The sequence below is a fragment of the Acetobacter sp. genome, assembly GCF_047723915.1.
Classification (GTDB): Bacteria; Pseudomonadota; Alphaproteobacteria; order Acetobacterales; family Acetobacteraceae; genus Acetobacter.
Genome location: NZ_JBDOBQ010000037.1, coordinates 6,609 through 22,943, shown reverse-complemented (window position 1 = coordinate 22,943; position 16,335 = coordinate 6,609). Strand labels below are relative to the sequence as shown.

Genomic DNA, 16,335 nt, shown 5'->3' with positions numbered 1-16,335 from the left:
CCCATATGGTGTTAAGGCCAATCCGGGCGCACCTGGTGGGGGGCTGGGGCATGGCGGGCAGGTTCCGTGGTGTGGGCCGGAGTGTCGGGCTGGTTATTCAGGTGCTGTGTGTGGCTGTGTTGCGGCTGCTTACAGGGCGGGGCGCCGGGTTTCGGGCTGTTCGGCCATGAGCGAGACGTGGGCTGCCAGAATTTTCCAGCCCTGCGGCGTGCGCACCCAGGTCTGCATCTGCCGACCCGTGCGGGTCGAACCGTCGCGCCGGAATTCGAGACTGACGACAGCACTGTCCGTGCCGATGGGGGTCACGACGCGGCGCAGCACCGTGCGCGGGGGCGAGCCACCGCTCCGTGCCCGCCGGAATGCCGCGATTTCAGCCGCGCCGTACAGGTTTTCGCCCACGCCGTAGCGCACGGTCTGCGGCCCGTCCCAGAACATGGCGTCAAGGGCCTGCAGGTCATTATCGGCCAGCGCTTTTTCGTAGGCATCGGCGCACAGGGTGACGTCGTGCAGGGTTTGGGCATCGTCAAATGTCATGGGCGACCTTGGTTATGGTTCTTTCCCTTTTGGTGGCAAGGGACGGGAGCTGGTAAGCGGGTCTTCAGAAAAGACCGAATGAGTGGCCGGGTACATGGCGTGCGACGACGCACCGACCGAATATGCCAAAAACTATAGGCCGGTTTTTACCGTTCTCTCAAAAACAAAAAAAGCACTCACGCGTTGCCAAATTGCGCGCACCCTCCGGTCTTGTGCAGCAACGCCCCTGAAAGGTTTTTCCGGCTTGGGCACGCACAGCCCGCATATCCGGCTGGCGGTCAGCAGGGCCGTGGTGTCAGCTTTACGTCGTAGTTTCATGCACTGTGGGTGGGGGCTGGGGGCTGGTGTCGGTCAGGGCCGTATTCAGCCAGCTTTCCACGGTGTCGACCAGGGCCCGCCCGCTCGCCTCATCCCGCGCGGGGGCGGCAAAGCGCGGCCCGGCCTTGACGGTATAGTGCATGGGCAATGGCGGGCGTTTAAGAAACGGCCAGCCCTGCGACAGGTAGGGGGAATCCGTCTCGATCAGCAGCACCTGTACTGTGGCGCGGGTGCGTTGGGCAATGGCGGCAAAACCGGGCTGCATGGCCCCCGGTGCATTGCCCGCGCGCGAGCGTGTACCTTCGGGAAAAAGCAGAAGCTGGCAGCCCTCGGCCAGCCGTTCGGAGGCCGGGCCGATCACGCGCAGCAGCGTGTCGTGCCGGATATAGCCTGCCGTGCGCAGGGTGCTGCCCAGTACCGACCTTTCCCAGATTGAGGCCTTGGTCACGCAGGACAGGTGGGGCAGGGCGGAGGCAAGGATGAGACTGTCCATGCGGGATGGGTGGTTGGCCACCAGCACCACATGCTGCTGCCCCGCCAGTGTCTGAAGCGCTCTGAGGTCACATTGCACAATGCCTGCGGTCTGCAGGTAGCGTATGGCCAGGCGCGACATGGCATATAGCCAGCGCTGGCCCGCGCGCCTGCGGGCGGCCCCTTCGGGCAGTACCCGGCGCAGCAGGAAAGAACCCGCATCCAGGCACAGGAAAATGCACCCCGTTACGGCAAGGGAGACATAAAACCGCATGCTGGCGTTCAGGGAGGACAGGAGGGACATGGACGGGCCACGCAGTTCCGCAAAACGGATGACGGCAGGGTGAAAAGACTTATTTGTCCGCAGTCGTGGCCATGATCGTGCGCAGGGCCTCGGTCATGGTGGCGGCGTCCGCATGGGCGTCGACCGTGCCACGGTAGCGGGTCTGCGGGTCCATGACCACGAATTGCGGTGACATGCGCATGGCATAGGTCCATTCGGGGTCGTTCACGCGTTCGATGGGGGCGTGGTATTCCTTCGCCAGATCGGCCAGGGCGAAGGGGGCCGCCGTTCCGGCCACCACACGCGGGCTAATGCTTTCGCCGTACTGGCGCAGGCGTTCGGCATCGTCACGATCGGGGTCCAGGCTGACAAATATGATCACGGCCTTGCGCCCGCCGGGGTCTACCGCGTTCAGGGCCGTGGTCATGGCCTGCATGGCTGGCACGCAGGCTTCGTCCGCGCAGTGCGTGGCCCCGAACAGCACCACCATCCAGCGCCCCTTGAAGGTCTGGTCGGTCATGGTGCCGGTGGTGGAATCCATCAGCCGGAACGACCCGCCCACGGCATTGCCGTAGCTGTCCAGCGTCAGCTTGTGGTGCAGCGCATAGCGTGTGGCCGCGTAGCTGCCAGCCCCCGCAAGGGCGATAATGGCGCCCGAAATCAGTAAGGCGCGTTTTCCTGCCGGTGTCATGGGGTCAATGTGCCTCCGCCCAGTTCTGGCCTATGCCGGTTTCCACGACCAGCGGCACCGACAGGCGTGCCGCGTCCGCCATGACGGTTCTTGCGATTTCAGCGACGGCCTCGGCCTCATGCGTATCGGCTTCGAACAGCAGTTCGTCATGGACCTGCAACACCATGCGCGCGGTTTCAAGGCCTGCGGCGTTCAGGGCCGCGGGCAGGCGGACCATGGCGCGCTTGATAATGTCGGCCGCCCCGCCCTGCAGGGGCGCGTTAATGGCCTGGCGTTCGGCATATTGCCGGCGCGCGGCACTTTTTTCCTGAATGCCCGGCACAAAGCAGCGGCGCCCAAAGGGGGTCAGCACATAGCCGGTGCGCTGGGCCTGTTCCTTCATGCGTTCCATATAGTCGCGTATGCCGGGATAGCGCGCGAAATACGCATCGATATAGCTGCGTGCCTCCCCTGCGGGAATGCCAAGCTGCTTGCTCAGCCCGAAGGCCGAAATCCCGTAGATGATCCCGAAATTGATGGCCTTGGCCCGGCGGCGGGTCAGCGGGTCCATGCCCTCGAGCGGGATGGCGAACACTTCTGACGCCGTGCGGGCGTGAATGTCCTGCCCAAGGTGAAAGGCCTCGCGCAGGGCCGGTATGTCGGCCACGTCGGCCAGAAGGCGCAACTCGATCTGGGAATAGTCGGCCGAGATCAGGCGGCGGCCTTCGGGGGCGACAAAGGCGCGGCGGATGCGCGTGCCTTCTTCCGTGCGGACGGGAATGTTCTGCAGGTTCGGCTCGGTGGAGGACAGCCGCCCCGTGGTGGTGATCGCCATCTGGAAGGACGTATGCACCCGGCTCTGCGCATCGGTCTGGCGCAGCAGCGCGTCGGTATAGGTGGATTTCAGTTTTGCAAGCTGTCGCCAGTCCAGGATGCGTACAGGCAGGTCATGCCCCTGGTCCGCCAGATCCTGCAGGACGGAGGAATCGGTGCTCCATGCTCCGGCCTTGCCGCGTTTGCCGCCCTTCAGCCCCATTTCGTCAAACAGGATTTCGCCCAGCTGCTTGGGCGAGCCGATATTGAATTCCCGGCCCGCCGCATCGTAAATGCCGCGTTCCATGTCCTTCATGCGGGTTTCAAAATCCGTTGACAGGCGTGCAAGTTCCGCGCGGTCCACGGCAATGCCCGTTTTTTCCATACGGGCCAGCACCGGGGCCAAGGGGCGTTCCACCTGTTCATACAGGGCCAGAGCCTGGTTGGGGCGCAGGGCGGGGTGCAGCACATGCCACAGCCGTAGCGTGACATCCGTATCCTCGGCGGCGTACCGGGTGGCGGTGTCCACAGGCACCTGAGCGAAGGGAATACGGTTGCGCCCCGTGCCGGTCACGCTGTCGTAGGAAATGGGTGTGTGGTTGAGGTGCAGGGCCGACAGTTCGTCCATGCCCTGGCCGTGCAGACCGGCGGACTGGCTGTAGGAGATCAGCATCGTGTCATCCACGGGGCCGATCGTATCCAGCGCCAGCCCGGCATGGTCCAGCACCAGCAGGTCAAACTTGGCGTTATGGAAGATTTTGAGAACCGTATCGTCTTCCAGCAGCGGGCGCAGCAGGTGCAGGGCGGCGGATGCCTCAAGCTGTTCACCTGCCGGGGCTTCCAGCGTGCCTTCGTGCCGGAGCGGAACGTAACAGGCCTGACCCGGTGCCGGGCAGAGCGAAAACCCGACAAGGTTGGCGCAAAGCGGGTCCAGCCCGTCGGTTTCGGTGTCGACCGCGCACAGCCCTGCTTCCTGGGCCATGCTCACCCATTTTTGCAGGGCTTCGGCGGTGCGGACGGTTTCGTACTCGTGGTAGGGGGCCGCCAGCACCTGCCCTGCCGGGCTGGCGGGGGCTGTCGCCGGTGCGGGCTGGTGGCCGTTCGCGCTGGCATGGGCTGTGGCACGGGCAGCGCGGTGCGGCTGGCTGCCCGATGTCTGGCCCCCGCCCATGCGCGCCAGCACGGAACGAAAGCCCATGCGGTCCAGCCATTCGGCCAGCACCGGCATGTCAGGCTCACGCGTGGGCAGGTCTTCGAGCGGTACGGGCAGGGGCACATCCCGCGCGAGGGTGACGAGCTGCATGGACACGCGTGCGGCCTGCGCATGCTCGATCAGCATGTCGCGGCGTTTCGATTTTTTCATGTCCGGGGCGGCGTTCAGCACCGCCTCCAGGTTCCCGAACTCGCACACCAGGGCGGATGCCGTTTTGGGGCCGATTCCGGGCACGCCGGGCACGTTGTCCGTGGGGTCTCCCATCAGGGCCTGCACGTCCACCACTTTTTCCGGCGGTACGCCGAATTTGGCCTCGACTTCCGCCGGGCCTATGGGTGTCTGGCGAATGGGGTCGAGCATGCACACGCCCGGCCCCACAAGCTGCATCAGGTCCTTGTCGGACGAGATAATGGTGCAGGTGCCCCCCGCCGCGCGGATGGCCGTGGCGTAGGAGGCGATCAGGTCGTCCGCCTCCCAGCCGGGCAGTTCTATGCCGGGCACGCCGAAGGCTTCCGTCGCGTCGCGGATGAGGCTGAACTGGGGGCGCAGGTCTTCGGGCGGGTCGGGGCGGTGGGCTTTGTACTGCGGATAGATTTCCGAGCGGAAAGTCTGCCGGGACGCGTCGAACAGCACGGCCAGATGTGTGCCGGTATGGTCACGCAGCAGCCGCGCCAGCATGTTGGTAAACCCGTAGACCGCGTTGACCGGCACGCCCTCGGGGTTCGTCATGGGCGGGAGGGCGTGAAAGGCGCGGAAGATGAAGCCACTGCCATCCACCAGCACCAGATGCGGGGTCTGGTTCATGGTCAGGCCAGTACAGGGCGGGCGGGGGTGGGGCGTGCGCCCGGCATCGTCTCGGTCAGCATTGTCTGGGGATATGCGGCTTGCGTCATGTTGTCCAGCGTGAGGTTGTCCCGCATGGGGTTATCCGGGGTGGCCGGACGTTACCAGCCGACAGGCCCCATGCCGGGGTCCCAGTTGCCCCAGGACGGATTCCAGCCATACCACCCGCGCCCGACCCACGGGCCGCCACCCCATGGCCCCCAGGCCCCCCAGTTCCATGAGGCATCCTGGTATTCCATGGCCGTAAACTGCTGTTCGTCGGCAAGGGCTTTGGCCTGGCGGTATTGCTGGTAGCGGGCATAGGCGCTCTGGTCCCCCACATACAGGCAGTCGCACACGGCAGGGTCGGAATAGATGTAAAAGGGCTGTCCGTCCCGCATGCGGGTGACAAAACGGTGGGCAGGCAGGCGGTTCAGCATGGCCTGGCGCTCGGGCGTGTTGGCGGGCTGGAAGGCAAAACCCGCCGCCGCCAGATGGTCTTCCTTCGCCAGTGTCCGGTCACGCGCGCTTTCGCAGGACGGCAGCAGGCCCAGTGCCAGGAAAAGAGCCGCTGCCCGCGTCATAGGTGTCAAGGGGAGTGCCATGTTTCATCTCCGGGTGAAGGAACGGCCCTGATCGTGCTGGCCCTGTCTTTATGACCCTGCCTGCTGATCCGATCCCTGACAACCCATGCAGGCCCCACGGCAGTGGGGCGGCATGGGGCCTTGGGCAGAGATCAGACGACCCGCTTGACCCAGCCATGCGGGTCGTTCGTGCGGCCGAACTGGATGTCGCACAGGGTCTGGCGCAGGGTCGCGGTAACGGGGCCCGTGCTTTTGCCGTCTCCAATGGTGCATTCGCCCTGAGCACTTTTGAACGTGCCGATGGGGGTGACGACGGCGGCGGTGCCGCAGGCGAACACTTCCTTCAGGCGGCCCGCGTTCGCGTCGGCATAAAGCTGGTCGATCGCGTAGCGTTCTTCCCTGACTGCAAGGCCGGTGTCACGCGCGAGTGTCAGCAGCGAATCCCGGGTAATGCCATGCAGGATGGTGCCGCTGTCCAGCGGAGGCGTGACCAGCGTGCCGTCCTCGAACACCATCATGACATTCATGCCGCCCATTTCTTCAAGCCAGCGGCGTTCCTCTGCGTCCAGAAACAGCACCTGGTGGCAGCCATGGGCCTTGCCTTCCATCTGGGCGGTCAGGCTGGCGGCGTAATTGCCCCCGCATTTGGCAATGCCCGTGCCCCCGCGTGACGCCCGGACGGAATTTTCTTCCACCCACACCGAAACCGCCCCCGCGTCGGACGAGAAATATTCTCCCGCGGCACAGGCAATGACAATGAACTTGAATTCGGCCGACGGCTTCACACCCAGCGCCGCTTCGGTCGCGATCATGAACGGGCGGATATACAGGGTGCCAACGCCGGGCTGGGGCACCCATGCCTGATCGATGGTGACGAGCTGGTCCACGGCCTCAAGGAACAGGTCTTCGGGCAGTTGCGCCATGGCCATGCGCTCGGCCGATTTCTGGAACCGGCGGGCATTGGCTTCGGGGCGGAACAGCAGAATGCCGCCGTCGGGCGCGCGGTAGGCCTTCATGCCCTCGAAAATTTCCTGCGCGTAATGCAGGACCGATGCGGCAGGGTCCAGTTGCAGCGGCTGGCGGGGCAGAATTTCAGCCGAGTGCCAGCCCCTGCCTTCCGTATAGGTAATGACAGCCATGTGGTCCGTAAAAGCACGGCCGAAACCGGGGTCGGCCACAATGCGTTCACGTTCAGCGGCCGAAATGCCGTCTGTCTTGCGTGTGATCTTGAAGGCTGTCTCAAGGGCCGTGTCAGGGGCGGTGGTCATCGGTTCTGGTGTCTCCGCGGCACTGGTACCGGGGCAGGGTCCGGCTGTGCCGTAGCACGGTTGGCGGCAGGGCATTATGCTCGGCGGGCATGGCGCGCATGGACCTGCCAGCTCAAAGACCCTGTCGGGGAAAGAGCATGTCGGGGATACGCCCGGCGGTGCTCTTCCCTATCATGTTCGGCCCGCCTGTGCCAGACAGGGTGAACAGGTCGAAAGACCGATGGACAGGCCCGACTGGTAAGCCCGACGACTGGCGGCCCGGCTCATTGATCCACTGGCGGGCGACCGGGTACGGCCGACTGATGCCACCGGTCAGGGCAGCGGATTGCCGCCTGCGGTTGGCATGCGGGCTTTCCTGCGTGCGGGTCTGTGCGGGCAGTATTGCCCGGGCCGTGCTTCGGCCTGTTTCGTGTTCATGAGGTGGACCACAATGCCACAAGCTGACCAACATCTTGAAAAACCGTCCGAAATCGTGCCCCAAAGGCGGCTTGCAGCCCCTTGGGGGGACATGCGCCAGAGTTATGACGGCCTGCCCGAACGCTTTTACGCCCCGCCAGAACTGACGCCCGTGGCGGATGCGCGGCTTGTGCATCTCAACCGTCCACTGGCGGCGGAACTCGGGCTGGATGCGGACTGGCTGACCGGGCCGGAGGGGCTGGCCATGCTTTCGGCCAGCCATATGCCGCCGGGCGTGCGGCCTCTGGCTCTGGCTTATGCCGGGCACCAGTTCGGGCATTTTGTCTCCCGCCTGGGGGATGGGCGCGCCCTGCTGCTGGGGGATGTGCGCGACAGTCACGGCCATGAGCGCGAAATCCAGATCAAGGGGTCGGGGCGCACGGCGTTTTCTCGCCGGGGGGACGGTCGCGCGGCACTGGGGCCTGTGCTGCGCGAATACCTGCTGAGCGAAAGCATGGCAGCACTGGGTGTGCCCACCACGCGCGCGCTGGCGGCCCTGCGCACGGGCGAGACGGTCATGCGGGAAAAACCGTTGCCCGGCGGCATGATCGTGCGGGTGGCGGCAAGCCATATCCGGGTCGGTACGTTCCAGTATTTCGCGGCCAGGCAGGATGTGGCGGGCCTGCGCCTGCTGGCCGACTTCGCTATGGCCCGCCATGCGCCAGACGCCGCCCGGGCCGAACACCCCTATCTGGCGTTTCTGGAGTCCGTCGTGGCCGCGCAGGCAGCCCTTGTGGCGCGGTGGATGCTCATAGGCTTTATCCATGGCGTGATGAACACGGACAACATGGCCGTTTCGGGCGAGACGATCGATTACGGTCCCTGCGCGTTCATGGACCAGTATGACCCCGCCACGGTGTTCAGCTTCATCGACGAACACGGGCGCTATGCCTATACCAACCAGCCCAGCATCGCGCTGTGGAACCTGACCCGTCTGGCCGAGGCGCTGCTCCCCCTCCTGTCCGAGGACGAGGACAGGGCCGTGGAACACGCGCAGCAGGTTCTTGCCGGTTTCCATGCCCGCTTTCACGACGCGTATTTCGCAGGCATGCGCGCCAAGCTGGGGCTTGAGGGCGAGGCCGAACAGGACGAAACCCTGTTCCATACCCTGCTGCAAACCATGCAGGCCACGCAGTCCGACTTTACCAATACCTTCCGCGCGCTCAGCCACGAAGCAGTTCTGCAGGGCGCGACCCCGGCCGACTGGCCGCAGCCTGTGGCCGAAGCCTTCGCACCCTGGCTTGCACAATGGCGGCAACGTCTTGCGCAGGGCGGGCAGGCCGCGCCGCACGACAGGGCCGCGCGCATGCGAAGCGTTAACCCGTGCTATATTCCGCGCAATCATCTGGTGGAGGCCATGATCGCCGCCGCCATCGAACATGATGATGACGCCCCCTTCAGGGAAATGTTGGCCGTGCTGGCGAACCCCTACGAGCATCAGCCGGGGCGCGACCGTTATGCCGCCCCGCCCACGCCGGACGAACGTGTGCGCTACACCTATTGCGGAACCTGAACACCGCGCGGCAGGCGCGGCCCCCGTCACCTATCCCTTCGTAACGCGGTGTGTCGGCGCGGCGCGCCGTTCAGGCTTGGGTGGTGGTGGGCCGGGCCACGCCCCGCACGCTGATGAAGCGCTGCCCATGGGCGCCGGTATCAAGGCAGGCCTCGATACCATAGACACGGCGCATGAGGTCGGGGGTCAATATCTGTGCTGTCGGGCCGGATGCGGCCATGTGCCCGTCATGCAGTACGCTGGCATTGGCGCAGCGGGCCAGGGCCATGTTCAGGTCATGCAGCACCATGACCACGATCAGCCCGCTCTGTCGCGCTTCATCCGCCAGCAGGTCCATGACCCTGTGCTGGTAGTATGGGTCAAGCGCGCTCAGCGGTTCATCCAGCAGCAGGGCCCGGGGTCTGCGGCTGAGTGCCTGCGCCAGCCCCACCAGCTGGCGTTGCCCGCCCGAGAGTTCGCGCAGGCTGCGCATGGCCAGATTGGCTATACCGACGTGACCCAGCCAGGCAAGGGCTGCGTCCGGCCCGTTCGTGGCGGTTACCTGCAGGCTGGCTCCCGTGTCGGTTCCTGCGCTGCACGGAGCGTTATCTGCCGCGCCGCTGCCATTTCCGTCACCCTTGCGCGGTTCGGCGTCTGCGCGGTTCGGCGTGGGGCCAGGCAGGTGCATGGCAGACTGGGGTGTGGCATGGCGGGCGGCCATCATGGCCTCGATCACCGTGATCTGCATGGGTTCGGGCAGGCTTTGCGGCAGGTAAAGGCAGCGCTGCGAACGCGCGGGCAGGCGTAGCCGGGCCAGATCATGGCCATCGAGCGTTACAGTGCCGCGCAGGGGCACCAATCCGCTCAGTGCGCGCAGCAGGGTCGACTTGCCGCTGCCATTGGGGCCAAGGATCGCGCTGAGTGTGCCGGGCAGGAATGGCCCGACCGTCATGCCGTGGAGCACATCCCGCCTGCCATGGCTGACATGCAGGTTCCGCGCCACAAGACCCGTATTTTTTCCGGCGGGGACAGGTCCTTCGGTGGTTGGGTGTGTGTTCATGCCGAGTTCTGGCGTTTGAGAATAATGGCCAGAAAGAACGGAATGCCCACCAGTGCCGTCACGATCCCGGTTGGCACCACCACGCCAGGCACCAGCACACGGGCCACAAGCGCTGCGGTGGAGAGTATGAATGCCCCGCCAAGCAGGCTGGCTGGCAGGTAGAACCTGTGGTCTTCCCCCACAAGCCTGCGGGCGATATGCGGGGCCACCAACCCGATAAAACCGATAATGCCCACAAACGCCACGGCCAGTGCGCTTAGCAGGCAGATACGCAGCAGGGCCGCGCGGCGCAGGCGGGGTACGTCCACACCCAGACTTGCTGCCCGGTCTTCCCCCATGCGCAGCACGGTCAGCCCCCAGGCGGCGCGCAGTGAAAAGGGCGTGACACAGACAAGGCCCAGCCCCAGCAGGGCAATGCTGGCCCATGTGGCGCGGTTCAGGCTGCCCAGCGTCCAGAAGACAAGGTCCTGCAACGTGTCCTCGCTGGCGATGAACTGCATGAGAGCGACAAGGGCCTGAAAGCAGAAAACAAGGGCCACGCCGCATAGAATGACGGTGCTGCTATCGGTCGGGCGCAGGCGGGTAAGCAGGTCAAGGGCAATCACCCCCATCACGGCGAACGCGAACGCGCAGCCCGCCACCAGCCAGCCCTGTGGCAGCCCGCCGACATGCCAGTCCAGCACAATGGCAAGGGACGCCCCGAAAGCGCCCGCCGCCGACGTGCCCAATGTAAACGGGCTTGCCAGCGGGTTGGCCAGAACGGTCTGCATTTCCGCCCCGGCCAGCCCGAGGGCCGCGCCCACGCAGGCGGCCATAAGCGCGTAGGGCAGGCGGATCTGCCACAGGATCAGCGCGGTTTCGGGCGGGGTATCGGCGGAAAACAGCAAGGCGCGGATCAGGGCGGTGGGGGACAGCATGGCCGGGCCTACGGCAATATCCGCCACAAGGGACAGTAGCAGGGCCAGACAGAGCCCCCCCAGCACCCCCAGCCTGCGCCGCAATGCCGTGGCGTAGGCCTGCCTGACAGCCTGGGGGGACAAGGTGGCGGAACCGTTCCCCATCAGATTACGGCCCGCGTTGGCGCCGCGTGGTGGACTGGCGTGCGGCCCCCGGAAAAGTGCCCGGATGAATGCCCAGACGGGTATCCCGACCAAGGCCCGGCCCGATCCATGGACCCGGCCCCATGGCCGGGCCTGCCGCAGCGGAGGCTTTGCCGTTTGCGTGCGTTCCGGCGGGGTGGGTGTCGGTGGGGTGGGGCGTATACTGTCATGACTGTCGTATGATTGCGGCAGTTGCGGGCCGGAGAAAAGGGCTTCCTGTGCATGGCTTGTGCTGGCGCGTGTGCGAAAGCTGGCGTCATGCTTGACGGTATGGGGTAAAATGGTTTGTACACACCCTGTCTTTTCCACCTTTATCGCAGCGAGACAAACCGCGTTTGCCCCAGAGTCATACCCCGTCAGACGATCCCTTGCGTCCGGCATGCGACCAGTCCGGCGCGCTGTCCTTTACGGTGGAGCAGGCCCGGGCGGGCGAACGCGTCGACCGCTATCTGGCCGATGCCATCCAGCACACGGTCGCCGCCAGTGAGCACCTGCAGGCCCAGACCCGGTTTCAGGCGCTGTCGCGCTCGCGTATCAAGGGCCTGATCGAGGCCGGGCATCTGCACTGCAATGGCCAGCCCCTGCGCGAACCGGCGGCACCCGTGCGCGCGGGCATGCGGCTTTTGCTGGAGGTGCCCCCGGCAGCCCCCGCCACGCCCGAAGGCGAGAACGTCGCCTTTACCATGCTGTACGAGGATGACGACCTGATCGTGCTGGACAAGCCCGCAGGCCTGGTCGTGCATCCGGCGCCGGGGAACGAGACAGGCACCCTGGTCAACGGTCTGATCGCCCATTGCGGCGCCAGCCTGCAGGGGATCGGTGGCGAACGCAGGCCGGGGATCGTCCACCGGCTGGACAAGGATACGTCCGGGGTGATGGTGGTGGCCAAGACCGAGCTGGCGCATCTGGCCCTGTCGGAAGATTTTGCCCAGCGGCGGATAGACCGGTGCTATCTGGCCTTTGCATGGGGCCTGCCCGCCCCGGCCAGCGGGGAATACGAAGGGGCGATCGGGCGCGACAAGCGCGACCGCAAGCGCATGGCGCTGACCCCGCGCGGCGGCAAATGGGCGCTGACACGTTACCGCACGCTCGAATGTTTCGGTTCCGCGGCGGCTCTGGTGGAATGCCGCCTGGCCACTGGCCGCACCCACCAGATCCGGGTGCATTTTTCAGCCAATGGCCATCCGCTGATCGGGGACCCACTGTATCTGCGTCGCATTCCGGCGGCGGCAAAGGGGCTGGAGGCCGGTGCGCGCGGTGCCGCACTGGATTTTTCCCGTCAGGCCTTGCATGCGGCCCGGCTTGGCTTCACCCATCCCCGCACGGGTGAGAACCTGCTGTTCGAAACCCCCATGCCCGAGGATATGCAGGCCCTGCGCGTGGCCCTGTCCGGGGGCGATGCCACGACCCGGTCCTGACGGTTTTTCGAGTCGCGCTATAAAGAGGACCATATCAGTCCTGAAAAACGGCGCGCCGGGGCGGGCTCAGGGTGGTTTTCTTGACAGGGGCCATGGTTGGGGCGCACCCTCCATACGCTTCCTTCATCATTTGTTTGTTAGAAGACGATGAAGGGGCGGTCTGTTCCTGTTCGCTGCTCAGCCGAGGGTGAACGGAAGGAGACGTCCATATAGTCCATGACGTGCAGGAACTTGCCTCCATGATTATGGGGGGTGCTGTGGTGACACAGGAACCAAACGCCCCGCAGGGAGTTTTCAGCACAGAGGAGGAGTCAGCACATGGTATCTTCCGTTATCGATGTTGGGCCTGAAAGCAACCTTTCAAGGTACCTGCAGGAAATACGCAAATATCCGATCCTCACCCCCGAGGAAGAACTCAAACTTTCCCGCCTTTGGCATGACAAAGGCGATGTAAAGGCCGCGCACAAGCTGGTTACGTCGCATCTGCGGCTGGTTGCCAAGATTGCCATGGGCTATCGTGGCTATGGCCTGCCGGTGAACGAACTCATCAGCGAAGGCAATATCGGCATGATGCAGGCCGTCAAGCGGTTCGACCCGGAAAAGGGTTTCCGTCTGGCCACCTACGCCATGTGGTGGATTCGCGCGGCCATTCAGGAATACATCCTGCATAGCTGGTCGCTTGTGAAAATGGGCACCACGGCCGCGCAGAAAAAGCTGTTTTTCAACCTGCGTCGCGTCAAGGGCCAGATCCAGGCGCTGGAAGAGGGCGACCTCCAGCCCGAACATGTCAGCAAGATCGCAACCACGCTGGGCGTGTCCGAGCAGGATGTGGTGGACATGAACCGCCGCATGGCCGCCCCCGATCACAGCCTGAACGCGCCGCTCAAGGCCGATCAGGACAGTGAATGGCAGGACCGGCTGGTGGACGACCAGCACAACCAGGAAGAAACTTACGCCGAGGCGGAGGAAATGTCCGGGCGCAAGGCGTTGCTGGCCAATGCGCTGGAAACGCTGAACGAACGCGAGCGGCGCATTTTTACTGAACGCCGCCTGCAGGACGAACCTGCCACGCTGGAAGATCTGGCGCAGGAATATGGCATTTCCCGCGAGCGGGTGCGCCAGATCGAAGTCCGCGCTTTTGAAAAAGTGCAGGCCGCCATGAAAAAAGAAGTGGATGCAAGGCGTAATGCCGCCCTGGAGGGGTGACTCCCTCCAGGCTATCCTTTCGTTTCTCCGCACCTGACGGGTGAGGCTGCGTTTTTCTGCTTAATCCGTGCAGGTGGTTTAACCGCGCCCCGGTATCAGCGCCGAGCAGTGCTCGTATTGAGCATCGGTCCGTTACTGCGGGGTGATTTTAGCTGAGTGCGAGGTCCTGCTCTATCGCGCGCAGGCGGGTGAGCATGGTTGCCAGTTCTGCCGGTGTCAGTTCAGTGGGTGTATCCGCCCGTTCGCGTTCGAACGCCGCATAACGGCGCGCACGTTCCTGCCGCGACGCCCGGAGCGGGTCGTTGTCAGCACCCGCTTCCAGATCGGACGATGAACGGTCCACCTCTGCCGCGTTCCGTGGCGTGCTGCCTTGCGGTACCGTGCCCGGGGCAGGCGCGGCCTGTTGCACAATGTCAGTCGTATCGGGTGCCACATCGGTAGCGGCCGCCTCCGGGGGGACGGTGCCGTTCTGGTCCAGCCCGGCCTTGGGTGCGGAGGCAAGGCTTGCAGGCATGGGTGTGCCTGCGTGTTCCAGCCACCACACACTGGCTGCCCCGGCAAGCTGGCGCAGTTCGAACAGGAGATCACCGCAGCTTTTCAGGTAGGTCGAACGGCGCAACCCCTCAAGACAGGTCTGCTGGTACAGGATTTCAGCCTGGGTGGAGGTGGTTCCAGCTTTTCTGCGGGCCTGTTCGATTTCGCCCCAACCGGCCTTTTCGGTCCGGGCGGCCAGTGCCGCGTAAGCGACATTGGCGTCAAAGGCGCGGCCCAGCAGCACGGGCAGGGTGGCGGCGCGTTTTTCCGGCCAGACCGTCAGGCAGGCGACAAGCCCTATCAGACTGCCGATAATATTGTCGGTCGCGCGCGACAGGGCGACATCCCACCCATGGGTGGTGCTGACAAGGTCTGTCACCAGCACGAAAAGCTGGGTCATGAACATGACGCAGGCTGTGTAGTTCACGCTGCGCAGCGCAATGGTAAGGGTGGCAAGCGGGAAGATCAGCACCAGAATGACCGGCAGCGGCAACGCCACTCCCATGATGGCGGCCAGAATACCCCCCGCTATGCTGCCGGCCATGCGTTCAAGAGCGCGCGGCAGGGTGGCGCTTGCACTGGGCTGAGTCACGACCACCACCGCCATCAGCGCCCAGTAGGCATAGGACAGGGCGAAAATGCGCGAGATGGCGTATGTGACCAGCACCGCAACGGTCAGGCGCGTGGCATGGCGGATGAACTGCGGCGGGGCCAGGGGCCGTCGTCCCGTGGTGGCGGTGGCAGCGGCCTTGGGTGGGGCGGGCCTGTCCAGCGGGGTGTCCCGCCATGCAATCTGGAGGTCGGCCACGGCATCCGCGCATAAACGCGCGCCTTTGGCGAAAATATCGGCCTGCCCGCCGCTGATAGCGCGCAGGACATCGATAGGCCTGTCCAGTTTTTCGGGGCGGGGGTCGGTACGGGCGATCTCGCGCGCGATGCGGTTCAGGGTCGCGGTGACAAGGCGGATGGCGCGCGGTGCTCCGGCGGAAGGCGTGCCTGAAAGCACGGCGTGCTCAAACCCCATCACCGCCACAAAAATACGATCGGCGGCTTCTACCGCGGGCAGCAGACTTGCGCGGGCCCGGCTGGAAGACAGCCCCCCGGACAGGATTTCGATTTTCGCGCGGGCCTGTTCGATGCGGTTGCGGATATCGCGCCTGTAGGCGCTGACGGCGGCATAGCGTGTCTGGCTGTTCAGGGGGCGGCGGGCCAGCAGAAAGCTCCGCAGTCTGCCAGCCATATGGGCCTGTTCGCGGAATATGGCGGCACAGGCCTGTTTTTGCGGGGCATAGGGGTCCACCGGCCAAGCAAATGTGCAGACCAGCATGGCCCATACGGAACCCGAAAGGAACATGCCTGCCAGATGCAGGCCGCCCATGGGGGATTGCGGGTAACAGACCGCCACCACCGCGACAATGGCCGCCAGTACGCTGATCTGCGTTGCAATTGCGCCGCGCATGCGTTGCAGGCCGCACACAAAGACACACGCACCCAAAGCGGGAACGACACATAACGTCCCCAACCCCGAGGCCGTTGACAGCAGCCCGGTTATGACTGTGCCTGACAGGCCGAATTTGATCTGGGTTTCAAGTCTTACGCGGGGCAGGCCGCCAGGGTCGACCAGGCAGGTCCAGAAGGCGGCAAAGGCTGCCCAGGCCATGAGCGGCGCATGCAGGTACCACGCCACCAGCATGACAGAGCCGACCGACACCCCGGCCCGCAGGCCTTCACGCAGGGCGATCTGTTCCGGTGCGACAGATATGGCGCGCACACCCAGCCAGTGTGTTACCGCCACAGGCATGAGACTGCCTGACAGAAACGCAAGAATACGGCGGGTCCGGCGAAGGAGGGCGTGCGGGTTTTTGGGCATTGATAAAGAGCGCAACCTGAAAAAACCGGTCATGACGACCGGAGGCGATCCGACAGGCGAAGGATTGAGTTATAACACGATAAAGCTCTCGTGAGAGCGCTGAAAACAAAATCAGTGCCCGGCCCGCACATGGCTTGTTTTAGTATACCGCATGGCGGAGACCTGTAGCCTGTAGCCTGTAGCCTGTAGCCTGTAGCCTGTAGCCTGTAGCCTGTAGCCTGTA

12 protein-coding genes are annotated in these 16,335 nt (G+C 64.7%); 3 read left to right on the top strand and 9 right to left on the bottom strand.

All coding sequences use genetic code 11. From position 1 onward, the window contains the following. Positions 1-129 precede the first annotated feature (129 nt). From hpxZ to ABF990_RS13790, 6 genes are all read right to left on the bottom strand, one after another. Entirely contained in the window at positions 130-534 is a 405-nt protein-coding gene (hpxZ, locus tag ABF990_RS13815) for an oxalurate catabolism protein HpxZ (protein ID WP_415492504.1), read from the bottom strand. A gap of 301 nt (positions 535-835) precedes the next feature. Then, entirely contained in the window at positions 836-1,627 is a 792-nt protein-coding gene (locus ABF990_RS13810; RefSeq protein ID WP_415501009.1) for a lysophospholipid acyltransferase family protein, read from the bottom strand. 49 nt (positions 1,628-1,676) lie between these two features. Next, the gene (locus ABF990_RS13805; RefSeq protein ID WP_415501008.1) at positions 1,677-2,297 is read right to left on the bottom strand and encodes an SCO family protein; all 621 of its coding nucleotides are present in this window, start codon (positions 2,295-2,297) and stop codon (positions 1,677-1,679) included. Positions 2,298-2,301: 4 nt separating this feature from the next. Further along, positions 2,302-5,106, bottom strand: a complete 2,805-nt coding sequence (gene polA / locus ABF990_RS13800) for a DNA polymerase I (protein WP_415501010.1) — start codon at positions 5,104-5,106, stop codon at positions 2,302-2,304. Positions 5,107-5,246: 140 nt separating this feature from the next. Further along, entirely contained in the window at positions 5,247-5,729 is a 483-nt protein-coding gene (locus tag ABF990_RS13795) for a hypothetical protein (RefSeq protein ID WP_415506650.1), read from the bottom strand. Positions 5,730-5,860: 131 nt separating this feature from the next. Continuing rightward, a complete protein-coding gene (locus tag ABF990_RS13790; protein ID WP_415492164.1) occupies positions 5,861-6,976 on the bottom strand; it encodes a branched-chain amino acid aminotransferase in 1,116 nt (371 codons plus the stop codon). Positions 6,977-7,484: 508 nt separating this feature from the next. Between ABF990_RS13790 and ABF990_RS13785 the strand changes: the two genes are divergently transcribed. Further along, positions 7,485-8,945, top strand: coding sequence for a protein adenylyltransferase SelO (locus tag ABF990_RS13785; RefSeq protein ID WP_415500816.1), 1,461 nt, complete (start codon positions 7,485-7,487; stop codon positions 8,943-8,945). Positions 8,946-9,015: 70 nt separating this feature from the next. Here the strand turns inward: ABF990_RS13785 and ABF990_RS13780 are convergent, their stop codons facing one another. Then, positions 9,016-9,984 (bottom strand): ABC transporter ATP-binding protein, encoded by a 969-nt coding sequence (locus tag ABF990_RS13780; RefSeq protein ID WP_415500809.1) that lies wholly within the window; start codon positions 9,982-9,984, stop codon positions 9,016-9,018. After that, positions 9,981-11,045, bottom strand: coding sequence for a FecCD family ABC transporter permease (locus tag ABF990_RS13775; RefSeq protein ID WP_415500810.1), 1,065 nt, complete (start codon positions 11,043-11,045; stop codon positions 9,981-9,983). The genes ABF990_RS13780 and ABF990_RS13775 overlap by 4 nt, the downstream gene beginning before the upstream one ends. Positions 11,046-11,452: 407 nt before the next feature. On the opposite strand from ABF990_RS13775, the gene ABF990_RS13770 reads away from it, so the two are divergent. Beyond that, entirely contained in the window at positions 11,453-12,502 is a 1,050-nt protein-coding gene (locus tag ABF990_RS13770) for an RluA family pseudouridine synthase (protein WP_415500817.1), read from the top strand. 318 nt (positions 12,503-12,820) lie between these two features. Continuing rightward, positions 12,821-13,708 (top strand): RNA polymerase sigma factor RpoH, encoded by an 888-nt coding sequence (rpoH, locus tag ABF990_RS13765; protein WP_207846100.1) that lies wholly within the window; start codon positions 12,821-12,823, stop codon positions 13,706-13,708. 148 nt (positions 13,709-13,856) lie between these two features. Here rpoH and ABF990_RS13760 read toward each other — a convergent pair whose 3' ends face one another. Then, positions 13,857-16,112, bottom strand: a complete 2,256-nt coding sequence (locus tag ABF990_RS13760) for an FUSC family protein (RefSeq protein ID WP_415500811.1) — start codon at positions 16,110-16,112, stop codon at positions 13,857-13,859. Between the last annotated feature and the right edge of the window lie 223 nt (positions 16,113-16,335).

Coding starts and splice junctions, on each gene's coding strand:
- hpxZ (WP_415492504.1), bottom strand. CDS start 534: ATGACATTTGACGATGCCCAAACCCTGCACGACGTCACCCTGTGCGCC.
- ABF990_RS13810 (WP_415501009.1), bottom strand. CDS start 1,627: ATGTCCCTCCTGTCCTCCCTGAACGCCAGCATGCGGTTTTATGTCTCC.
- ABF990_RS13805 (WP_415501008.1), bottom strand. CDS start 2,297: ATGACACCGGCAGGAAAACGCGCCTTACTGATTTCGGGCGCCATTATC.
- polA (WP_415501010.1), bottom strand. CDS start 5,106: ATGAACCAGACCCCGCATCTGGTGCTGGTGGATGGCAGTGGCTTCATC.
- ABF990_RS13795 (WP_415506650.1), bottom strand. CDS start 5,729: ATGGCACTCCCCTTGACACCTATGACGCGGGCAGCGGCTCTTTTCCTG.
- ABF990_RS13790 (WP_415492164.1), bottom strand. CDS start 6,976: ATGACCACCGCCCCTGACACGGCCCTTGAGACAGCCTTCAAGATCACA.
- ABF990_RS13785 (WP_415500816.1), top strand. CDS start 7,485: ATGCGCCAGAGTTATGACGGCCTGCCCGAACGCTTTTACGCCCCGCCA.
- ABF990_RS13780 (WP_415500809.1), bottom strand. CDS start 9,984: ATGAACACACACCCAACCACCGAAGGACCTGTCCCCGCCGGAAAAAAT.
- ABF990_RS13775 (WP_415500810.1), bottom strand. CDS start 11,045: ATGGGGAACGGTTCCGCCACCTTGTCCCCCCAGGCTGTCAGGCAGGCC.
- rpoH (WP_207846100.1), top strand. CDS start 12,821: ATGGTATCTTCCGTTATCGATGTTGGGCCTGAAAGCAACCTTTCAAGG.
- ABF990_RS13760 (WP_415500811.1), bottom strand. CDS start 16,112: ATGCCCAAAAACCCGCACGCCCTCCTTCGCCGGACCCGCCGTATTCTT.